Source organism: Vibrio sp. 99K-1 (assembly GCF_013114585.1).
GTDB classification, from domain to species: Bacteria; Pseudomonadota; Gammaproteobacteria; order Enterobacterales; family Vibrionaceae; genus Vibrio; species Vibrio chagasii_B.
In genome coordinates this window covers 36,114-57,538 of record NZ_VTXF01000034.1, presented here as the reverse complement: position 1 = coordinate 57,538, position 21,425 = coordinate 36,114, and the positions used below count along the sequence as shown (strand labels likewise).

At 44.0% G+C, this 21,425-nt stretch carries 22 protein-coding genes and 1 riboswitch; of the genes, 16 read left to right on the top strand and 6 right to left on the bottom strand.

Annotated elements, in window-relative coordinates:
• The coding region (locus F0228_RS22095) for an IMP dehydrogenase (RefSeq protein WP_171762749.1) at window positions 1–156 on the top strand (156 nt) is incomplete at its 5' end.
• Between the two features lie 59 nt (window positions 157–215).
• On the opposite strand, the gene F0228_RS22090 is transcribed toward F0228_RS22095, so the two are convergent.
• Together F0228_RS22090 and F0228_RS22085 are read right to left on the bottom strand one after the other, a co-directional pair.
• On the bottom strand, window positions 216–1,202 hold the full coding sequence (locus F0228_RS22090; protein ID WP_171731425.1) for a hypothetical protein: 987 nt from the start codon (window positions 1,200–1,202) through the stop codon (window positions 216–218).
• A 215-nt stretch (window positions 1,203–1,417) separates the two neighbouring features.
• Complete coding sequence (locus F0228_RS22085) at window positions 1,418–1,741, bottom strand: hypothetical protein (RefSeq protein ID WP_171731426.1); 324 nt, start codon at window positions 1,739–1,741, stop codon at window positions 1,418–1,420.
• Between the two features lie 456 nt (window positions 1,742–2,197).
• On the opposite strand from F0228_RS22085, the gene F0228_RS22080 reads away from it, so the two are divergent.
• Entirely contained in the window at window positions 2,198–3,169 is a 972-nt protein-coding gene (locus F0228_RS22080; protein ID WP_116871371.1) for a hypothetical protein, read from the top strand.
• 441 nt (window positions 3,170–3,610) lie between these two features.
• Here the strand turns inward: F0228_RS22080 and F0228_RS22075 are convergent, their stop codons facing one another.
• Complete coding sequence (locus F0228_RS22075; RefSeq protein WP_061032298.1) at window positions 3,611–4,285, bottom strand: glutathione S-transferase family protein; 675 nt, start codon at window positions 4,283–4,285, stop codon at window positions 3,611–3,613.
• 496 nt (window positions 4,286–4,781) lie between these two features.
• Here F0228_RS22075 and F0228_RS22070 point away from each other — a divergent pair, with 496 nt between their 5' ends.
• The 11 genes from F0228_RS22070 to thiM all read left to right on the top strand — a co-directional run bounded on the left by F0228_RS22070 (window position 4,782) and on the right by thiM (window position 14,927).
• Window positions 4,782–5,879 carry a YdcF family protein gene (locus tag F0228_RS22070; protein ID WP_171731427.1) on the top strand — a complete coding sequence of 366 codons (1,098 nt, stop codon included), beginning with the start codon at window positions 4,782–4,784 and terminating at the stop codon, window positions 5,877–5,879.
• Window positions 5,880–5,986: 107 nt separating this feature from the next.
• Entirely contained in the window at window positions 5,987–6,238 is a 252-nt protein-coding gene (locus F0228_RS22065; RefSeq protein WP_004738856.1) for a DUF2999 family protein, read from the top strand.
• A gap of 411 nt (window positions 6,239–6,649) precedes the next feature.
• The gene (locus F0228_RS22060; protein ID WP_171762748.1) at window positions 6,650–7,678 is read left to right on the top strand and encodes a DUF4382 domain-containing protein; all 1,029 of its coding nucleotides are present in this window, start codon (window positions 6,650–6,652) and stop codon (window positions 7,676–7,678) included.
• Window positions 7,679–7,852: 174 nt separating this feature from the next.
• Window positions 7,853–8,581, top strand: coding sequence for an AraC family transcriptional regulator (locus F0228_RS22055; protein WP_029405045.1), 729 nt, complete (start codon window positions 7,853–7,855; stop codon window positions 8,579–8,581).
• A gap of 85 nt (window positions 8,582–8,666) precedes the next feature.
• The gene (locus tag F0228_RS22050; protein ID WP_171762747.1) at window positions 8,667–9,584 is read left to right on the top strand and encodes an EamA family transporter; all 918 of its coding nucleotides are present in this window, start codon (window positions 8,667–8,669) and stop codon (window positions 9,582–9,584) included.
• A gap of 98 nt (window positions 9,585–9,682) precedes the next feature.
• Window positions 9,683–9,794, top strand: a riboswitch (TPP riboswitch).
• A gap of 97 nt (window positions 9,795–9,891) precedes the next feature.
• Window positions 9,892–10,785: a bifunctional hydroxymethylpyrimidine kinase/phosphomethylpyrimidine kinase gene (thiD, locus tag F0228_RS22045; protein WP_171762746.1), complete on the top strand. Its 894-nt coding sequence runs from the start codon at window positions 9,892–9,894 to the stop codon at window positions 10,783–10,785.
• Complete coding sequence (locus F0228_RS22040) at window positions 10,775–11,539, top strand: ABC transporter ATP-binding protein (RefSeq protein ID WP_061032304.1); 765 nt, start codon at window positions 10,775–10,777, stop codon at window positions 11,537–11,539. Before thiD ends, F0228_RS22040 begins: the two co-directional genes overlap by 11 nt.
• The gene (locus tag F0228_RS22035; protein WP_105058346.1) at window positions 11,532–12,347 is read left to right on the top strand and encodes an ABC transporter permease; all 816 of its coding nucleotides are present in this window, start codon (window positions 11,532–11,534) and stop codon (window positions 12,345–12,347) included. Before F0228_RS22040 ends, F0228_RS22035 begins: the two co-directional genes overlap by 8 nt.
• A gap of 120 nt (window positions 12,348–12,467) precedes the next feature.
• Complete coding sequence (locus F0228_RS22030) at window positions 12,468–13,424, top strand: ABC transporter substrate-binding protein (RefSeq protein WP_171762745.1); 957 nt, start codon at window positions 12,468–12,470, stop codon at window positions 13,422–13,424.
• Window positions 13,425–13,432: 8 nt separating this feature from the next.
• Entirely contained in the window at window positions 13,433–14,113 is a 681-nt protein-coding gene (gene tenA, locus F0228_RS22025; protein WP_061032307.1) for a thiaminase II, read from the top strand.
• A gap of 28 nt (window positions 14,114–14,141) precedes the next feature.
• Window positions 14,142–14,927, top strand: a complete 786-nt coding sequence (gene thiM / locus F0228_RS22020; RefSeq protein WP_061032308.1) for a hydroxyethylthiazole kinase — start codon at window positions 14,142–14,144, stop codon at window positions 14,925–14,927.
• A gap of 123 nt (window positions 14,928–15,050) precedes the next feature.
• On the opposite strand, the gene F0228_RS22015 is transcribed toward thiM, so the two are convergent.
• Window positions 15,051–16,994, bottom strand: coding sequence for a methyl-accepting chemotaxis protein (locus F0228_RS22015; RefSeq protein ID WP_061032309.1), 1,944 nt, complete (start codon window positions 16,992–16,994; stop codon window positions 15,051–15,053).
• Window positions 16,995–17,256: 262 nt separating this feature from the next.
• Between F0228_RS22015 and thiE the strand changes: the two genes are divergently transcribed.
• Window positions 17,257–17,874 carry a thiamine phosphate synthase gene (gene thiE / locus F0228_RS22010; protein ID WP_061032310.1) on the top strand — a complete coding sequence of 206 codons (618 nt, stop codon included), beginning with the start codon at window positions 17,257–17,259 and terminating at the stop codon, window positions 17,872–17,874.
• Between the two features lie 99 nt (window positions 17,875–17,973).
• On the opposite strand, the gene F0228_RS22005 is transcribed toward thiE, so the two are convergent.
• Window positions 17,974–18,318, bottom strand: coding sequence for a hypothetical protein (locus F0228_RS22005; protein WP_004738871.1), 345 nt, complete (start codon window positions 18,316–18,318; stop codon window positions 17,974–17,976).
• A gap of 381 nt (window positions 18,319–18,699) precedes the next feature.
• The gene (locus F0228_RS22000) at window positions 18,700–19,602 is read right to left on the bottom strand and encodes a LysR family transcriptional regulator (RefSeq protein ID WP_061032311.1); all 903 of its coding nucleotides are present in this window, start codon (window positions 19,600–19,602) and stop codon (window positions 18,700–18,702) included.
• 137 nt (window positions 19,603–19,739) lie between these two features.
• Here F0228_RS22000 and F0228_RS21995 point away from each other — a divergent pair, with 137 nt between their 5' ends.
• Together F0228_RS21995 and F0228_RS21990 are read left to right on the top strand one after the other, a co-directional pair.
• Complete coding sequence (locus F0228_RS21995) at window positions 19,740–20,168, top strand: PACE efflux transporter (protein WP_061032312.1); 429 nt, start codon at window positions 19,740–19,742, stop codon at window positions 20,166–20,168.
• Between the two features lie 195 nt (window positions 20,169–20,363).
• Complete coding sequence (locus F0228_RS21990; protein WP_105058848.1) at window positions 20,364–21,344, top strand: helix-turn-helix transcriptional regulator; 981 nt, start codon at window positions 20,364–20,366, stop codon at window positions 21,342–21,344.
• Window positions 21,345–21,425: the final 81 nt, after the last annotated feature.

Below are 21,425 nucleotides of genomic sequence, written 5' to 3'. Positions count from 1 at the left end.
TTCCGTGGTTCAGTTCACAACACAATTTCTGACATCCTTGGTGGTGTACGTTCAACTTGTACATACGTAGGCGCAGCAAAGCTTAAAGAGCTAACTAAGCGTACAACTTTCATCCGTGTACAAGAGCAAGAGAACAACGTATTCGGTAAAGAGTAATCTGAACGAATTCGAATAGTTTGAAAATCAAGAGCCGCTTTTTAGCGGCTCTTTTTTGTTTATTCAGCTTTAATGCCAAAGTAACTATCTTGAAGTAAATATGGGGTACACATTGCCGGAGCTTGCATTGGTTGGTTCATAGATTGGAAATTGATCGTACGGTTTAGCGGGTCGTCTTTAGGTTTTGAGACTAATGGCATAGACCCAATATTTGTCGTGTCATCGAACAGGTTATGGTAGATGTTTGTGTAGGTACTTTTGTTATCGGATTCATAATAAAAGAATGCATCTTCTTCTGAACGTGAGAATGTAACGTTTTCTAGAGTTAGCCCGTTGATGCGTGAGTCAGCTATCTTATCTACTATGCTGGTTTTCCCATTGTCCCCAGTAGGTTCACCGATAACTGTTATATCAGCTAGTGTAACGTTCGTTAAGGTTGACCTGGATACATTCCTACTAAGCAGAGATAGCGGCGATGACGAGTGGCGGCTTACAAATGCATTCAAAAGCTCTAGGTTGTTAATACTAGAGCGAGAAATACGTGAAGAGAGTAAGTCTTTAATGGCTGCCAATTTTACCCCCACAAGATCAATTGAGACATCTGTAAGCTCTTTGTTATCAAGTGAATAAAACAGCTGGTTGAATGGTGCACCTGTGGTTTCTATGTTTATGAATTTGACGTTTCGCCAATGGTCATCGATGTCAAACAAGTGATCAAAGCTGTTTTCATTATGGATAGAAGTGTTTTTAAATGTGATGTTATTTAAATTTGCCTTGGTTAATTTATATCCTCTTTCACTTTTGAAGTTCAGGTTCGTGATGGCATGGCCATTACCATTAATTACTCCCGATAGGCTTTCAACTAAGGTCGGGGCACTTGTACAATCTAGATTATCGACAATATCGATGTACAGTGGTCTGTTTTTTTCATTGTATATGTCTACTAGCTGATCACAGCTAGTTACAGAATAGTAGCTTTGAGCAAATAGCGTTGGTGAAAAGAGTACTGGTATAGAGGCAGTTAAGAGTGGTAATAAACGTCGCACGTAAATGATTCCTTTAGTTTTTTGTGGAGCATGCGAAGTTAGTTAGTCTTTCGGATGTATGCAACATAATCATATGAATTAGGTTGCAAACATCACAAATATGAATGAATTGTCGATTCAAGTGTTTGGTGTCTAATCGTAGAAGCTGAACCTGAATGAGCTAAGATACGATTAGTAATACCGAATACTAATCGTAGCTTATCAAACAGTCTGGATCAGTTTGCTAACAAGCTTTCCTTCATTCCAATTTCACAACCTACAAATGTCGATTCTGATAGCTCTACATGCAAGTAATAGCGCTCCGGTTGGTTCATCGCCTGTTGGAAAGTGCCAATGCATCTATCTAAACGTTGTGGTTTCTCGTAAGCGCTTTGTCGCCACTCGATGCGAATTCTCTGCCCCGTGTACTTTTCAACGCCACTCAGGCTATGTTGCTCACCACCGAGTTTGAAAGCGGTGACTTGATCAAATAAGAATAATTCGCTGGCTGAAGCTGTGTTGAGCGATAGTAGTGCTAATAATGCGAGTTTAATTTTCATTGGGAGTAGCTCTTTAAAATAACTTTCAGTTACGCAGTTTGTGGACTTTACCTTTCACTTATGGTGTGAGAGATAAAATTAGTCATTAATAAATTAGAAATCTTAGATGTTAAATTTAATGGTGGTGATACCTTAATTTAATTGGAGGTTAATATAAGCATGGTTTCAACTTTATCAATGTTTAATTTGATATCCTTTATTTTAATTTCAGTTATTTGGAATGTGAAAGAGATAAATAAAGGTCTATATCTATAGTTTTAACTTTAATTAACACTATCATTAGTTAATTATGGCTCACAGTGTTTTGTATATTTATTGTTTTAATTGTATTTTATTCTTCTTGTATAGTTGATTGTAATCACAGATGGATTTTTTATTTTTTAATTCATGCTTTACTGGGTTGAACTTTTTATCAGGATAAAAGATATTCTCGCCAAAATATGAAGGAAGTAAATAATGAAGAATATCACCCCACTAGTAATGTTATTAATTTCAGCGAGCGCTGCGAGTGAAACCTATATTGTTAGCCCGAATACAAAGCACGGGCTCCCAACCCTGACTGAAGAACCTAATCTGTATCAAGCACCTAGTTTTGACTTTTTCGACTTTAGTGAGGGGTATTTGGCACAGAGGGCTGAAGCCAGTGCCTTGTTACCAATAGCGCTTAATAGCATAGATAGAGTGTGTATTAGTACTACCTTTAGCGAGATAGATAGAGAGGAGCGTTACCCGCAATCCGGTGTTTTGGTCTATACGTATGCGACAAACGCTCAAGGTAAAAAAACGCACAACACCACTATCGGTGACAGAATACCGTTGGCAGAATTATCGCAGCATTGTTTGGACGAATCATCATGGGTTTATGATAATTGGTTGGCAGACAAACGTATCGACTTTACCCCTTATAGCTCAGTGTTCGCATTGATTGAAAATGTCAATGTCGTGGTTGAAGGAGACTTATCTTTGTCTCAAGATCCTGTCGAGTTTGTTGAGCAGTATTTTGATTTCATCACTAAGGTCGGTTTTAACCAGTCTGCAAGTTTCTATCATACGGATGCCATTAGAGAGCTCAAATCAATCATTATGGAAGGTCTTCAAAACGGAAATCAGAACGTTCTTGATATCGTGAATATTGCCTTTGGTACCGGAGCTGCTAGAGAAGACATCGCGGTTATGGATGATAAAGTCTTTATGAATACTTTCCTAAATATTCGCAAGATTGCTCAAGGCTCCAATATTGCTAAATTATCTTCCTTCACTGTAATTAATGACTTTGATTACCAAGGTCAAAAGTATATTACGGTCGAGAAAAAAGAGCAGTTCGGGGACCGAATCACTACTCAATATGAAATTATTACACTTAAGAGTGAAGGTGAATATTGGATGCTTAATATGTCTGGTGACATAAAAGCTCTTCTTGGTATGTAAGTGCTTTGCTTTTAAGTTCGTGAATTTAAAAAACACTAATATATAAAGGAAAGTAACAATGAATGCTCGAGTATTATTGACGTCTTTAATTTCATTTATTTCACTACAAGCTGCGGCTTATGACGTGTCATATGTCGCTCGACAGATTCAATGTGGTTAACTGATGGCATATTTAAGAGTTTGTATTACTCCACGTCTACGTCACGATTGCTGATTGACTTTGTTTCTGAGAGTGAGATACGAGATGACAGACCGATATTTAACGGGTTCTGGAGATATTAACTTTGTGGCGAGACCTCAATAGTAAGCCGATTCAACGTATATGAATTGAACAAAAAAGAGCGGCACGTTAGGCGCTCTTTTTTTGTTTGAGTCGTACTTTTGGAATTGGAGGCTACGTAGGGCCTCGTCATTTGCTCTCAGTGATGTTGTTGAGCTCAGTTATTTTGCATAGTTTGAAGGAAACAGCGCTCGCTTCGCTTCTTCATCACGTTCGGTTTTAAACTCAATGTCTTTACCAATCTCGCGGGCACGCAGTGCGGCAGGGCGAGTGTTGATGGCGTTAAACCAGCGCTTCAGGTTCGGGTAAGGCTCTAAGCCTTCTTCACCAAGCACGACAGGCGCTTTATCAATCCAGCCCCACGCGGCTACATCGACAATGGTGTACTCATTCCCGACGATAAATACACGGCCTTCCATATGTTTTTCTAGCACTTCGTAATGACGCTGTGCTTCACGCAGGTAACGGTTCACTGCGTAGTCTAGGCCTGCTGGTGCAGCATGGCGGAAGTGTACCGATTGGCCAGAGTATGGGCCAAGTCCGCTCGCGATAAACATCATCCAAGAGAGCAGTTCAGCTCTGTCTTCTGGCTGACCACCAAGCTTGCCTGTTTTCTCAGAGAGATACAGAAGGATAGCGTTCGAATCGAACACGCGTTGTCCTTCATCTTCGATCGCAGGTGTTTTTCCGTTCGGGTTGATTAAGCGATATTCCGGCGTGTGTTGTTCGCCTTTTAAGGTATCAACTGGAACGAGTTCAAAATCTAGGCCTGTCTCTTCTAGAAACAGAGCGATCTTCATTGGGTTTGGGGTTTGGTGAAAATAGAATTTAAGCATGGGTAACTCCTTGTATTGGTAATTCATTAAAACACCACTTGAACGATCGTTCAATAATTGATTTTAATTTCTCTGTGAATCTTCAATTTTGTATTTGAAGCCCATGTGTTTAGAACTTCGTTCTCAGAGAGAAATTCAAAATCGATTTATCGTTTAAGATAGGCTATAAGTTGTTGAATAAGTGAGCATTAAAGAGAGGCTTAGACCTATTTCTAATGTGGATTCCGGATCTCTCGCTGATGAATTTTAGAGGGGTTAGAGGGCGTAGAGCTTGCAGTTATATATTTCAAAATAATGAGTAATTTCTTTTCAAAATCAGAATTTTCTTAATCATTAGACTTACTGAGAGGTTCGAAATCGTGATCTGCTGCCACACCTTATGCAACAAATGAATATTAACCTTAGAGATTCTGGTGTGGTTCACAGTTTTTTTATTTTGGGGACTTACATTGGGGGACAAATCTGATGTGAACACTTATCTACACAGGATACCCTCATGAAAAAGAACATTCTCGCCCTCGCTCTTGGTGGCATGCTGGCCTTTGGCGCAACCCCATTTTCGTTTGCTGCTAACGATGGCGCAGTTCAAGCTTCTGCGGATTACGCGCAGTTAGTAACGAAGCGACAAGTGGTCGACCAATTACTTCTCGATGCGTTGCAAGCGTTTAAGTCTCCGGCAAGAATTTCTCACGCCGGTTTCACGGCAAAAATGCCAAGTAACATGGAAATTGTGACTAACCGATTGTTAGAAGCTTACCAGTTAGAACCTTACCGTACCGACTTGCTGATCTCGGCAGCGAATGCTCAGATCTACAACAAGAACGCAGAGCGCGCGATTGAGCTGTTTGAACAAGCGCTGATGGTTGCACCAGACGATGTTGACCTTCACGCTTACCTTGCGGTTTGGCAGCGTTTTGAAGGCAATGAAATTGAATCCAACAAGCACATGGAGAAGCTAGAAAGCCTGAACAAAGGTAAAGCAGAAGACATCAAACGCATTTTTGCTACGGTCGATCGCGTGCTAGAAACACCGCTTAAAGAATCTGCGGACAAAGGGTTGCTTGATGATCACGGCGCTATCGTTACTCTAGGTTATGCGCTGAATCCAGACGGCTCAATGCATCAGATCTTAATTGAGCGTCTTGAGACGACATTGGCGATGGCTAAAGCGAATCCGGATGCGATGATCGTGTTAACGGGTGGCGTGCCGAAGAACCACAAGACTGAAGGCAAGTTGATGGCGGACTGGCTTATCGATAAAGGGGTAAGCAAAGATCGCATCATTGAAGAAAACTATGCGACGAGCACGGTTGGCAATGCCTTGTTCAGTAGTTATGCGTTAGCTCGCCACAACATTAAACACGCGACGATTATTAGCTCGGCAAGCCACGTTCGCCGTGGTCAAACTCTGTTTGAAGTGGCAAGCTGGCAAACCGGCCCTCAGGGCATTACTTTCGATACGGTTTCTTACCCAGACAAGCCACTCGCAGATCTTAAGAAAGCAAGTGATGGTGAGCTATTAGGTATCTACCGTGATGCCCTTAGAACTTATGGGATGTGGAGCTACCGTTCTTACCCGTTAGAGTCTCGCTAGGTTTCACGTTACTTCACAGTAGGCAAAGTATAAGTTGCTAGTACAATCGAGCACAGCTAGATGGTATGCTGTGCTCCTATTTTATTTAGTGTTTCAAAGGTAAAAAGATGAACCCGATTCTAGCAATGTTGAAAGAGAACAATATTAGCGACGCACAGATCAGCGAGCTATTCCAAACGTTGACTGAAAACCCTCTTGCAGCAATGGCGACGATCAGCCAACTTGGTTTACCACAAGACAAGCTTCAAATGCTTATGGGTCAGGTAATGCAAAACCCTGCGCTAATCAAAGAAGCCGTTGAAGAGCTTGGCTTAGATTTCTCTAAGGTTGAAGCCGCTAAAGAGCAACTTCAAAAATAATCGAGTCTGAATGAGCTAATACCGGTTTAGCTTAATCTGCATTCAATAAAAAGGTCGTTTAAGTTCAGCAATAGCTGCCTTAACGGCCTTTTTTGATCTTGGTGGTAAGTTAGAGCTTTGGTTGAGTTACTTTCAATCATCTTATCTGACGCAATACATACCGACCGTTTCAACATAATTGACAGCAAACTTGCCAAACTAAAAATCATATTGACAAATTACTTACTAAACTTGATTAACCTATGCGCGACTTGATATGTGTACCTTGGTTAACTGTGCATTTGTATAGAGATAGCCCTAATAAAGGGAGTAAATGTTAAGCAATGTACTGGTTACCAATGAGTCACAACAAAAAAGAAAAGGGCAACTGGCTAGGTCCTTTATTGAGCAGTGATTTATAGGAAATGAGTTATGAAGTATTTTAAGGAAACCGCTTTAGCGAGCCTTGTGCTGGCTGGGCTTGTCGGTTGTGGTGGTGACTCTGGGTCATCAAGCAGTACGACACCCATTACTTTGAGCGTGAGTGATGCGCCTGTCGATGATGTTAAAGATGTGACGGTGACATTCAGTAAGGTCGCTTTACTTCCCCAAGGAGAAGGTTCGCCACTGATTTATGATGTATATAAAACGGACGAAAATGGCGATTATGTTGATGAGAACGGCGATCCTTTGCCAGATGGTGAGGACCCTATTCCATTAAGTGTGAATTTGTTGGATTATCAAGGCAGCGATGCGCTTCCTTTGATTGAAAATGAGGTCATTCCGGTAGGCAGCTATAAGTTGTGTGTGTTCGCAAATGACGGCGATCATCCAACAGATCCATCATATGTCGTAGATGATAATAATGTGGAACAAAAGTTAACGGTGAAAGGTAATGGCGCGTGCCCGCAAGGTGTGGGTAAAGAAGATAACGCTGGCGTGCTTTACTTTAATGATTCATTTAATGTGAACCAACAGAGTAACGATTTTGTTGTCGAGTTCGATCTTCGACGAGGCCTAAAGAACAGTTCAACCTATCCTGATTACACTATTCAAAGAACGTCTGTAAGCCTTATCAATACGGTTGAGACCGGAAATATTGAAGGTACTGTTGCGAAGCAAACCTTTGATGCTTGTAGGCTTACAACCGATAATACCTTTGTTCAGGCGGTCTACTTGTATGAAGGCAACATCGACAAAGATGACATGACACCGATTGGTGGTAGTGAGGAAGTAAAACCCGTCACTTCAGCTTCCGTTGTGCTTGGTGAAGACCAAACTAATTTTGAATTCTCACTGGGCTTTATTGATCCAGGTACTTATTCATTGGGTTATACCTGTACTGCGCAGCATGACAGTGATGAAGACAATGCAGCGCCACTAGCCGCTGGGTTCGCAATATACGAAGCTCAAAATGGCGTGCAAGTCACCGTAGGTCAAGACAGCCAAGTGTCGTTTTAAATCTTTGACGTGATTTAGCATTCGAATAAAAACGGCCTCTTATTTGGAGGCCGTTTTTGATCATGTCACCTAGCTAGCATGAATTTGACGCGCATTGAGTGTGACTCTAGGGAAGTGATAATGTAACGTTGTATCTCTTACTTTAACCTAGCGAAATGTACTCTGGCGTTGCTCATGAAATCTAGTTTAAGCATTCGATCTTACACCAAGCAATTTAATACCCATGCTCATGATGACCATCACCAATTGGTATTGCCGATCCAAGGCAGTATCAATATCGAGATGGTGGGGTATGTCGGCAAGGTGGCCGTGGGTGAATGTGTGGTGATTCCAGTAACCACAGCGCATGCGTTTAAGGCGGATGAGGCGGCGCGGTTTATTGTCGCGGATATGGCGGAGTTGCCGCAGCACTTGTTGGAGCATGAGCTCTCGGTTTTCACGATAACGCCACCTTTGATGAGCTTCTTGTTGTTTGTTGAGAAGCAGCTGGAGTATCAGGTCGATAGCGGTATTGAGTCATCAATCGTGGATGTGTTTTCACTGCTGTTAGAGCAACAACAAGTGAGCAAGAGCATCGACCCAAGAATCCGTGCGGTACAAAGGTTGATTGCGGATAACTATACCCAGCCGTTATCCATTTCACAGCTTGCAGAAACGGCCTGTTTGAGTCCCACTCAATTTAAAAAACGCTTCAAAGAGTGCCTGGGCATCAGTGCGCTTAAATACATCACTCGCTATCGTATGGAGAAAGCCCAAGCCTTGTTAACTCATACCGATTTACCGGTTCAATTGATTGCTGAAAATGTGGGCTATAGTGATGTGTCTGCTTTCAGTCGTCGCTTCTCTCAGCACTTTGGCATGTCTCCAAGGGCGTTTCTAGGCTCAATGAAAGACAGTCTTTAGAAACAACAATAGCGTCCTTTCAGCAAACTAACTTTTATCAATCTTCACTATTATCTATTTCAGAACTGAAAATTGGGTAATAGAAATGAATCTTGCCATCAATCGCGTTAACGAATTCCAAACGGGCACTTTGGCCATCTTGTTTGCTTCCATTTTATGGGGCACGACAGGCACCGCCGCAAGCTTTGCACCTGATCTAAGCCCCTTAGCTGTTGGTGCTTTCTCTATGGGCGTCGGCGGTCTAATGCAAGCGGGCTTGGCGTATCGAAAAGTCCTATTCGCTTTCGACAAACTTTTACAGAACAAGAGGCTGTTGGCAGTGAGCGCTTTGGCTTTGGCGGTCTATCCTTTAGCTTTCTACTCTTCAATGAAATTATCAGGTGTGGCGATTGGTACAGTAGTTTCGATTGCAACCGCACCTTTCTTTTCGGCACTATTAGAGTGTCTGATTAGCAAAAAAAACAATATCAACAAACGTTGGCTCACTAGCTTTTCGATTGGTGTGGTGGGTATTGGGTTGTTGGTGTTTTCAGAATCTTCATCAACGAATGAATCCGGTGATGATCTCAAGCTGTTAGGTATTGCTTTAGGTTTGCTCGCTGGATTGTGTTACGCCATTTATTCTTGGGCGACAAAAGCACTGATCGATAAAGGGATTAAGTCACAAGCGGCGATGGGCAGTATTTTTGGCCTTGGTGCGATGCTGTTGCTGCCAACGCTCTGGTTTACGGGGGAGAACCTGTTTTCCTCGCAGATTAACGTATTAGTCATCAGTTATCTGACGTTAATTCCACAATGCTTGGGCTATATCGCGTTCAGTTTTGGTTTACGCCACGTGACCGCGAGCAGTGCCAATCTGCTGACCCTGTTTGAACCAGTAGTTGCAGCGGTGCTTGCCGTCTGCGTTGTCGGTGAGCTGATTCCTTTTATAGGTTGGCTAGGTATGTTTCTGATTGTGCTGTGCTTGTTGATACAGTCGAAGCCAGCTAAAGGAACGCTATAAGTATTTGTTTTGTTGTGCCTAATTGAAATTTATTCATGCGTAATTCTTATAATTGAATAAAATCAGTATCTCAGTTGTGAGAGTGCTGTTACTATCGCTATCAATAGTCGGGGGGCATATACCTTATTTGGTGTTTGCTGAGATCGTTAGTCGAGACCCGTTGAACCTGATTCAGTTAACACTGGCGTAGGGAACTATAAGCACTCGATCTACGTCTGCACTCATGAAGACTGTTCATGAATCCAATGCGACTTCTCCTTCGATCGGTGTTCGTTCTCCTACGCCTTGTAAGATAGTAGGAGCGACAATGACACACAGTTCTATTTCAAAAGATTTAACGCCAAAAGCCTCAGCTTCACAGCACTCTGCTGATGATTCGATTCGAACGAACACTCCGATTGTATTGACGATCGCTGGCTCAGACAGTGGCGGCGGTGCCGGTATTCAAGCTGATATTAAAGCCATGTCTGCGACAGGTAGTTTCGCTTGTTCGGTAATTACCGCGATCACTTCTCAGAACACGCAAGGCGTTTCCGCCATTTTTCCTATTCCACTCGACCATGTTGCTAGCCAGTTAGATGCGGTTTTCACTGACTTAAATATCGTGGCCGTGAAGGTCGGCATGTTGGCCGATTCGCAAATCATCAAAGTCGTTGCTGACAAAATTAAGCAGTACCAACCTAAGCACTTAGTGATTGACCCTGTGATGGTCGCGACAAGTGGTGACCTTCTTCTAGAAAACTCAGCTATCACGACGCTAAAACAAGAGTTGATTCCGCTGGCAGATATCATTACTCCTAATTTACCTGAAGGCGCAGCATTAACAGGCAAGCCAGTACCTGAAAGCGAAGCTGAAATGCAGGGCATGATTGAAGACCTGCGCGCACTAGGTGCTAAAGCCGTTCTCTTGAAAGGTGGCCACCTAGAGAAGGATGAGAACAGTAACGATCTACTGATTCTGCCGACTACCTCTGCCTTGATTAGCGCGAAGCGTTTCCCTACCAAAAACACCCATGGCACGGGTTGTACGCTATCTTCTGCAATTGCTTCTTTCTTAGCTCAAGGTAATACGCTTCCAGAGGCTGTCGACCTAGGTAAACAATACATTTCACGCGCTATTGCACATGCTGACGAATTGAAAGTCGGTCAAGGTCATGGCCCGGTAAATCACTTTTTCGCTGGGCACGGTAATGTCCGTTAATACGGTTGGTGTTCAACTTAGCAATGCGACGCTGCGTTACCGAGATAGCGAGCGCGCGACCCTGTCGGGACTGTCACTTAATCTAAGCGCGGGTAAGTGGACAGTGCTGCTTGGGCGAAGCGGTTGTGGGAAAACCACGGTATTGCGTTACTTGGCAGGTTTGTTGGGCGACAAGGTGGAATGGCAGGGCGTATTGGCAACGTCTGATGAACTGCCTCTAACCGATCGCATTGCCTATATGGCACAGCAAGATTTGTTATTGCCATGGTTGTCGGTTATCGACAACGTGTGTCTGAGCCATCGCTTTCAGAACACCACGAACAAGCACCTAAACACAGAGCAAAAGAACCAAGCGTTCGAGTTACTCGCTTCGGTTGGTTTGGCTGATTACGCGGATACTATGCCGGATCAGTTGTCTGGTGGTATGCGCCAACGTGTTGCTTTGGCTCGAACTTTAATGCAAGACAAGCCAGTCGTGCTGATGGACGAACCATTCTCTGCGTTGGATGCGGTAACAAGACACAAGTTACAGAGCTTAGCGTATGAACTGTTAAGAGATAAAACCGTTGTGTTGATCACCCATGATCCACAAGAAGCGGTGCGTTTGGCGGATAACTTGTATGTGCTGCAAGGCACGCCTGCGAGTGCTCACTCTTTATCTGTGCCTCACACGTCAACGCCACGAGTGCTCGATGGTGAGTGTGCCGAGTTGCAACAAGCCATCTTAGAGCAGTTGGAGCGTGATTATGACTGATTTAACGCGAACTGAAGCTGCCACTCAGCCAACGAACGTACAGACTAGCACTGAGCGTTCAAGTCAGATGAATCCTGTCACGCGTTTGCTAATTAGCAGTGTTGTGATTCTCGGCTTATGGCAGCTTGTGGTCGTGGTTTTCCAAATGCCAAGCTTTATTCTGCCGGCTCCTGCTGAAGTTTTCCTCAAGCTAATTGAACGCTATGACGTGTTGCTCAAACACACTTGGGTAACTGCACAAGAAATCTTGCTAGGGCTATTACTAGGTCTGACGATGGGGCTGTTTTTCGCTCTGCAGATGTTGATGTTTGACCCATTGAAACGCTGGCTGTTGCCGATCTTGATTGCTAGCCAAGCGATTCCTGTATTTGCGATTGCGCCAGTACTGATGCTGTGGCTTGGTTATGGTATCGCCTCAAAAGTAGTGATGGCGGCGATCATAATTTTCTTCCCTGTAACTACCTGTTGTTATGACGGCCTGCGAAATACTCCGACTGGGTATCTTGATCTCGCTAAGACGATGGGTGCATCGAAATGGCAACTGCTACGCCACATTCAACTTCCTGCTGCTCTGCCAACATTGGCGTCAGGCATTCGTGTGGCAGCGGTTATCGCTCCAATTGGCGCGGTTGTTGGTGAGTGGGTGGGTTCGAGTGAAGGGCTAGGCTACCTAATGCTGCAAGCCAATGCGCGCATGATCATTGATGAGATGTTTGCTGCATTGTTTATCTTGGCGGTGCTCTCTATCTCGCTCTACTTCATCACAGACAAATTACTCAAAAAAGCTATCCCTTGGGAGAACCAGTGATGGTTCGCTAAATAACTCTTTGTTTAATAAAGCTTTGCTCAAGGCTATTTATCTAAACAAAACCTCGTTAGAAATTAGATCGACAAACACAATAATAATATTCAAAAGGAAAGGTTAACTATGAAAAACACCAAATTGGTAGGTGCAGTGGCACTGCTTGCTTCGCTAGTTTCAGGTCATGCATTCGCGGATTCGGAAAACAAGAAACTGACACTGATGTTGGATTGGTTTGTAAACCCGAATCACGGCCCAATTGTGATTGCTCAAGAGCGTGGTTACTTTGCAGAGCAGGGCCTAGAGGTTGAAATCCAAGAGCCAGCTGACCCAAGCACGCCAGCAAAACTCGTTGCAGCAGGTAAGGTCGATCTCGCAGTAACCTATCAACCAAGTTTAACCATGGATGTCGCTGCAGGCTTGCCTTTGGTTCGTGCATCAACCCTAATCGCCACACCACTGAACACGTTGATGGTGCTGGATAACGGCAAGAACGATTCACTAGCGAACCTGAAAGGCAAGAAGATCGGAATTGCGATTGCAGGTAATGAAGAAGCGACGATCGGCACCATGCTAGCTCAAGAAAATGTTGCGTTTACTGACGTCCAAACCATCAATGTTGGTTGGGCACTGTCATCTTCACTGGCATCAGGCAAGGTAGATGCAATCTGGGGTGGCTTGCGTAACTTCGAAACGAACCAACTAGCCCTTGAAGGTTATAAAGCCAAAGCATTCTTCCCTGAAGAGCACGGTGTGCCAGCTTACGATGAGTTGATTTTTGTGGCGAACGCGAAGAAACACGACGATGAAGCCATCAAAGCATTCAATAAAGCACTTGAGCAAGCAACCACTTACATTGTGAACCACCCACAAGATTCATGGAGTGAGTTTGTAGCGTATTCACCAGATACGCTAAACAACGAGCTAAACCAACGCGCATGGAACGACACATTGACTCGTTTTGCGCTTCGCCCTTCAGCGGTAGACATGAAGCGTTACGATGATTACGCGCAGTTCATGTTCGACAAAGGCATTATCAAATCACTACCAAAAGCTGCTGATTACGTACCGGCTTTTGACTAAGGAATCTCATGAAATATCAAGACTTAATCCAAGCCTGCCAGCAAGATTGGCAAGACTACACCGAGCATGATTTTGTTAAAACGCTGGCGAACGGCACATTGGCTCAGCCGTGTTTTCTGCATTACCTAAAGCAAGATTTTCTGTTTTTGAAGCAGTATGCTCGCGCGTACGCGTTAGCGATATACAAGGCTAAAACCTTGGCTGATATGCGCCGTGCATTGCCAAGTGTCCATGCTTTATTAGATTCTGAAATTTCACACCACGTGACTTACTGTGGTCAGTGGGGCTTAACGGAATCTGATTTAGAAAACGAACCAGAAGATTTCGGCACCGTCGCTTACACGCGCTACGTTTTAGACGCGGGTATGACGGGTGATCTTGTTGATCTTTACGCGGCGTTGGCTCCGTGCTCAATTGGTTATGCTGTGATTGGTAAAGCGCTGTTAGAAAGCAGTGATACTGTTTTAGAAGGCAACCCATACGCGAGCTGGTTACAGCTTTACGGTGGTGAAGAGTTCCAGTCTGGCGTGGCAACGGGCGCTGAGTATTTCAATCAGCTACTGGCTGAAATTGATATCAACAGCGAGCGCGGTCAGAACATCGTACATATATTCAAGACCGCAACGCGTATGGAAGTGGCTTTCTGGCAGCAAGGTCTAAATGCACTGAATGACTCAACAACGGCTTAAAGCAACTTTGACGAATAAGGATTACCCCATGCTAACTGAACAAATTATCCAATCGTTGCGCGCAGTACGAGAACAAAAACCACTGGTTGTGAACATCACCAACTATGTAGTGATGAACAACACGGCCAATGCGTTATTGGCGATTGGCGCTTCGCCTATCATGGCGCACTCACAGCAAGAGCTGGCAGAGATGATGTCTTTCTCTGGTGCTCTGGTTATTAACATCGGCACGTTAGACAGTGTTTGGACGCCAAGAATGCGTTTCGCGGTTGAACAAGCGAATGCGAACAACAAGGTGGTGGTTCTTGACCCTGTAGGTTGTGGCGCAAGCACACTGCGTACCGAGACCTCTCGTGAAATCGCACGTTTAGCAGATAAGTTGATCATTCGTGGTAACGCGTCTGAGATTATCGCACTAGCGGGCGATCAAGCACAGAGCAAAGGTGTGGATGCGCTTGATAGCAGTGATGCTGCGTTAGGTGCTGCACAGTGCTTAGTGGCTGAATACGGTGCAAATGTGGTGATATCTGGTGAGACAGATTACGTTGTCACCAAAGACTGCGTGGTGACGTTAAACAATGGACACCAAATGATGCCATATGTGACGGGGATGGGGTGTACTTTAACTGCATTGACGGGTGCATTTGCTGCAGTTGGTGATGAAAGCGGTTTGGCTGCTGCGGCGGTATTAGGCGTGGTTGGTGAAATAGCTGCTGAGAACTCACGCGGCCCAGGTAGCTTGCAAATGAATTTGCTTGATGAGCTGTATCAGTTAGACGAAGAGACTCTGATTCAACGTTTGAAGATTCAGTAGGGCTAATCTCACTCTAAGGCACAAGTTAGAGTTAGATTAACTTAAAAAAGCCCCCAACACTTATGTGTAGGGGGCTTTTTATTATTGGTTTGGAACTGTGTCAGCTGTGTATAGATTAGCTGGCTAGGTTCTAAATCGGTTCACTTGGCTCTCTAGGTGATGAGCAACCTCGGTTAAGTCGCTCGCTGCACCTGAAATGCTGCTTACCGACTCTTGGTTGCTTTGAGCAATAGTGTTTGCACCTTGCGCGTTTTCACCCAGTGATTTGGTAAGACGATCCTGCTCATCAACCGACACCGCGATTTGGCTGTTGGCTTGGTTCAGATCTTGGATGTGTTGATTAATCACATGTAAGTTCTGAGAAGCTTGCTGTGCTTGAGTTGAAGCATCTGAAACCGTGCTGTGGCTCTCTTTAATTGACTCTAACGCATCTTTAGCGCCACGTTGTAGTGAGGTAATGAGCTCATCAATCTGGCTTGCAGAATCTTGGGTACGTTTAGCGAGAGTCCTTACTTCATCGGCTACGACGGCAAATCCACGACCTTGTTCGCCTGCTCGAGCGGCTTCAATTGCGGCATTCAGCGCGAGAAGGTTGGTCTGCTCAGATACGCCTTTGATTACTTCCAGTATCGCGCCAATGTTCATCGACTCTTTGTGCAGGTCGGTCACTTTCTGGCTGCTGACCTGCATGCTTTCATCGGCGCTGCCAATTTCGTGCAGTGTCTTGTCTACTTCCTTGAGACCCATCGCGACATTCTCGGTCGCTTGGTTCGCGACTTGAGAGGCGTGGTTGGCACTTGAAGCTATCTCTGATGTGCTTGAAGCCAGTTGGTCAACCGCGGTAGAGATGTTCATCATTTCGCTGTTCAACTGTGTTGCGTTGGTCGAGCTGTTATTGGTCACTTGATTGAGTGATTCAGACATCTCGCCAATACGCACACTAGAGCGATTCACTTGACCTACAATATCGCGCAGAGATTCAATGGTGATCTCCATGTTAGTCAGCAGTTCACCAATCTCGTTTTTACTCTCAATGTTTACTTCAACATTCAGGTTGCCTTGAGAAAGCTCATTGGTGATTTGTTTAACCTGTGCGATGCCTTTTGTAATTGAGCGAGTGACTAACACCGCGCTTGTCATGCCGATAACTAACGCGACCCCCGTTAGCAAGATGATGATCTGAATTGAACGCGTTTCACTGGCTTGCAGCTCTGGTGTTAGCGCTTGTTTCTGTTGTTCTAGAATGCTCTGAGCATCAGCCACTGCGATAGCCAAGCTATCACCAATCGAGGAAAGGGTAGCGGTTCTTTGAGTGTTCTCCAGCATCTGTTGGTGAACTTGTTCAAAACCTTTCGCATACGCTTCACGTTGGTTAGAGAAATCTTCAATCAGTTCACTTTGATAAGGAGATGATTTAAGAGACTCAATATCGCCCTCGATACCTGGCAGAGCATACTCAAAGATATCTTTACCCGCTTCGTAGGTTTTGAGATCGTTGTTGTTCGAGTAGCTAATCACCGCGATCTTAGCCGCGAGGAAGTTCTCCATCAGCATGCCTGCGTATAAGCTCGCGTTTGGATCGTTGTTATTGTATGACTCATACAATAAGCTCTGCGCGGCTTTTAGCGCGTTAGTCTCTCTTTTGACCATCTCAACATTTACGAGCTGGTCGATCATTAGCTGGCTCTGCTTCATTGAGCCATAAGCCGCATCAAACGCTGCAATACTGTCTTGGACCAGTTGTAAGCTTGATAGGCTGTCAGTGTTTGTGGTGGTTTCGATTAAGTTATTGAGCAGTTCATCGATCGCCAATTTGCTTGATTGATAATTCGCTTCATATTGCTCATCCAATGACTCTAAGTAACGTTCAGAGGCTAAACGCATCTGAAGAAAGTGCACTTGAATGTTGCCTGACTGAGTCGCCTTGTGGCTGAGTTCGCTGTATTGGCTAAAGCCGTTTGACAAGGTTTGAATGCCTTTGTAACTCACAAGGCCTGAAATGACGAAAAAGAGCAAGCAGATGGCAAACCCCAGCTTGATCTTAAGCGCTATAGAAAGGTGGCGCATAACTATCCCTATATTTACCTGATTCCTTCATTTTGGAGTATTCCATAAAACTGTGTATCGGGCATGCTCAAAGTGAATAGTTTGTGTAATAAGTAACGCTTTAGTTAAAAAGTTCAGATTTTTCGATATGCTTTCAACGAGTTGCGTATTTGAATTGCCCCGTCTAATTTATTGATTTAAGTACTAACTCCCATGCATAGGATGTGATTTGTCGGTAAAATGACAGAAAATCAATTTTAGAAATCGACTTCAAAGGTATGCGATGAACCCTTATAAACTATATATGGTGACTGACGACCAACAAGATTTAGAAACGCTTAAGTTCGTAGTTGAGCAAGCGGTTGCTGGTGGCGTCACTATGGTTCAAGTTAGAGAAAAACATGGGGACGTAAGAGCATTTATTGAGCGTGCAGAAGCCGTGAAATCGTTTTTAGCTGGAACGGGTGTGCCGTTGATCATTAATGATCGAGTCGATGTGGCATTGGCCGTTGATGCCGATGGTTTGCACTTGGGGCAATCGGATATGCCTGCCGTGTTAGCACGCAAGCTGATTGGTTCAGACAAGATTCTTGGGTTATCGATTGAGACGGAGCAACAGCTACAAGAAGCCGATAGCTTGCCGATTGATTACATTGGTCTTAGTGCACTGTTTGCGACACCGACCAAGACAAACCTTAAGAAACACTGGGGTTACGAAGGCATTCAAATGGCGTTAGAAACGACCAAGCTTCCGATTGTTGGGATTGGCGGTATCAACGAGTCGAACATCCCTCAGCTGACTGAAACGGGTATTCACGGCTTAGCGTTAGTATCTGCAATCTGTCACGCCGAAGATCCTAAAAAGGCGACGCAAGACTTGCTAAATCTGATGGGAGAGTGAGTTTGTGGTGGCTAGAAAACAAATGAAGCGAGTCATTTGTTTTCTAGTTAGCGCGTATGAAAGCGCTCAAGGGATCTTCAGCTGAAGATAGAACCTAACTTACTGAATACACAGAGCAATGGTGCCGATGATCATCAGAGCGATGGCTGCGTACCAACCGTATTGCGAGGTTTTATCGGCAACGAAAATCTTGATGTAATTGATTTCTTCATGTGCCATCGCAATAAAGTCGGTGTAGTTAATGGATAACTCACGACTTGTCTCTTTTAAGTCATTTTGTAATTTGTTGAAAGCCTCATCGATGAAGCCTTTTGTTTCCGAAGCTGACGGCGTTGCAGCCATCGTTAGGCTGTTCCAAACCGCCATACGCGATTCATATTCACTTTCACTGACACAATTAAGTACGCGTAAATCATACTCTCGTTTGTTACGCTCTTTACCCATTTTCTCAGGGCAAATGTTTCTTAAAACGTTCACGACAAATTTTCCAAAAGGTTCATTTAGATATAAAAAAGCACTCGAAGAGCACTCATAAACTGGGGTGAATTAAATTCAAAAAGTGATCTATTTGAAGCTGTCATAGGCGATGTTAGCAATGCCCATGCTGGAGATTTGAGGTTAGGTCAGTAGTGTTAAAGAGCGACTTGGATTGATTCGTTAACCATGTATAGGCACGACAACCCCTTTCGGATCGCAGTTTAGTTATGTCACTTTGGGACATCAACTAGGGTGTTTTGTCCAGACGACAAAGATATTTATCGGTGAAATGTGTCGAAATGCGGTAGTGCGGCGAAACGCACTACCGATATTGCAGTGTAGTTTTAGCTAGTTTGCTTGCCATTGATTGTATTGCAAAGAGTATCCTTCTAGCTTCTCAATCAGACTCGTGAGCACCGGGCCATTGATGTGACGGCGTGACACCAGACACCCTACCGGAGTTATCCAGCCACCATGCTCGTGTGCAACAGGCAGGGCAACGAGTTCTCCTTTATTTATGCCTTCCATGACCATCATTTCAGGCACATTTGCCCAACCTACGTTTTGTTCTACTAGGTCGATGATGGTTTTGTGCGTGTTGGCATACCAAAGCATTGAGCTGATGCCATAGGTGAACCACAGCTCACGTTGCTTTGAGCTGCGGTGTACGCATTGTCGATAGCGTTTTAAGTCTGAATCTTGAACTACTGGTAGCTTGCTGAGCTCATGATCGGCAGAGCTGACGGTTAGGAAGCGTGCTTGGCCCAACAAAAAGAAATCCATATCAACCTTGAGCTCTCCATCCGCATAGATAATGCCGATATGTGCTTTTCCTCGTCTTACTAAATCCTCTACATCGAAGGTGGATGTCGTAATGATCTCGAAGTGTGTGATTGGAAACTGATCGGCTAGGGAGCTGATTATCTTGATGAAATTTTTATCTATGATGCTTTCATCGATAGCAACAATTAGCTCATGCTCGTCTTCTTGTGCCAGTGATTCTACTTTTTGGTCGAAGTACTTTTGTTGATCAAGAATCAATTTAGCGACAGGCAATAAAGCTTTACCTGTAGAGGTTAAAACGGGGATGTTCTTCTCTCGATTAAACAGCTCTTGGTCGATGGCAATTTCTAAGTTGGCGATCGACTGACTAACACCGGACTGAGCTCGTTTTAACTTACGCGCTGCCGCAGAAAAAGAGCCACTTTCACACACAGTGACGAAGACTTTTAATTGCTCAAAACTGTACATGTTATCTCTCGCGACTTTGGGATTAGACTGAATTGCTCAGGCTATCACTATTCGTGATGGCTGTTAACTTTCTCTTATTATTTCGGGTGACATAATCCTAGCTAATCCAACACATACTTGATTATTTAGAGGAATGTATGAGTACGTTAGAAAGAGTGTTTCACTCAGTGTTATTCGAAGTTTTGGCCGTAACGCTTTCAATAATCGGCTTAGCAATATTTACCGATCACGATGTGAGTGCCTTATCAGGAACCATGATAGTTGTTGCTACCATCGCGATGGTTTGGAACTACTGCTTTAATCGCATTTTTGATCGCTACTTCACCGGTGAGAAATCAGAGCGTTCATTGAAATTACGAGTGTTTCACGTCGTGTTATTTGAAGCGGGTTTGCTCATTGCAACTATCCCCGTCATGGCTTACTTACTCAATGTAGGAGTTTGGCAGGCATTCTTGATGGATATCGGCGTGACCATTTTTATTACCATTTACGCGTTTCTGTTCAATCTGGTATACGACCATGTTCGAGTTATTTTGGTGCGTAAAGCTCAGCCTCTAACTCAATAAAAGGGTTCGATACTAATACTCACAAGTTACACGTGTCATGGTTACTAACCAGTTGTTTATTGGTGAGTTTAATGAACTGTTCTGGTTAGTAAGCCTATGTGAAGTTGTGTTAAATCTGCTATCTTAAGTAAGGAAACAATTTAAGTTCATGAATGAACAGAATAAGAGGAAAGGATGCCTAATACCCCTCATACAATGGCAGTGGTCGATAAGAAAGAGGTTGAGCTTTTCGCTGAACTACTGAGCCACATCGATGGCGAAATCTACACCTTGTTACGTAGCGCAAAAATCCCCAACGATATTCTTACTAGTAATGATCATTACGATTATCTCCCAGAGACAACTATAAAAAATGTGGTCAAGATTATGGGAGAATCAGCATCACGAGAAGAGTTTTCGCTGTTTATGTGGAGCTTTTGCAAGCAAACCTATGTGCCCAGGTTTGTGGCAAAACTGAATCAACAGGACTCCCTGAAAAGTGCACTTGACCAATTTAGTGAACAGCTAAAGTTGGTATCCAATGGTGCTCACGTCTATACCAAACACGCAGGTGGTAAGTGGTGGTTTGTTCGTGAGAAGCCATTTACAAACGCTCCTTGGTTTAAGTTTGCTGAACTGTTCTCGGTTATTTTTATTAATGAACTGATTTCAGTGTTAACGCAGGGGCGTTGGAAGCCATCGGAAGTCGGTATTCAGAGTGATGACCTTGAATGCTTCCAATCTTTGCCTCAAATGGGTAGCGCTCAGTTTTTCACACACAGGCCAGTTACGGCTTTTGAAATCCCAGAAGCGATCATGCTTGAGCCAATTATTTTGCCTAAAGCCCCCCCTGTTCTTGAATCCAGTGCTCCTTTGCCTAGCTCTTTCTTAAGTGCTTTTAAACTTGTCATTAAACCGTACCTGACTATGGGAAAACTCCCGATTAGTCTCGCTTCTGAAATCTTAAACATGCATGTCAGGACTATCCAGCGCCGTTTGGAGCAAGAAGGAGTCGTCTACAAAACTCTGATAGAGGAGATGGTATTGGAGCAAGTATTGGAATTGCTTAAGCAGCCAGATTTGTCGATTACACAAGTAGGGGCAAAGATGGGCTATTCCGATTCATCTCACTTCACTCGTGCGTTTAAGCGTCAAATGAACATGACGCCAAGACAGTACCGAAAAGAGCACAGCTAATGTCGGTAAGCAACAGTCTATAAGTAGCAGTACAAAGCTATCAGTAAGAGATCCGGCAATAACAACTCCGAAGTGAAACTC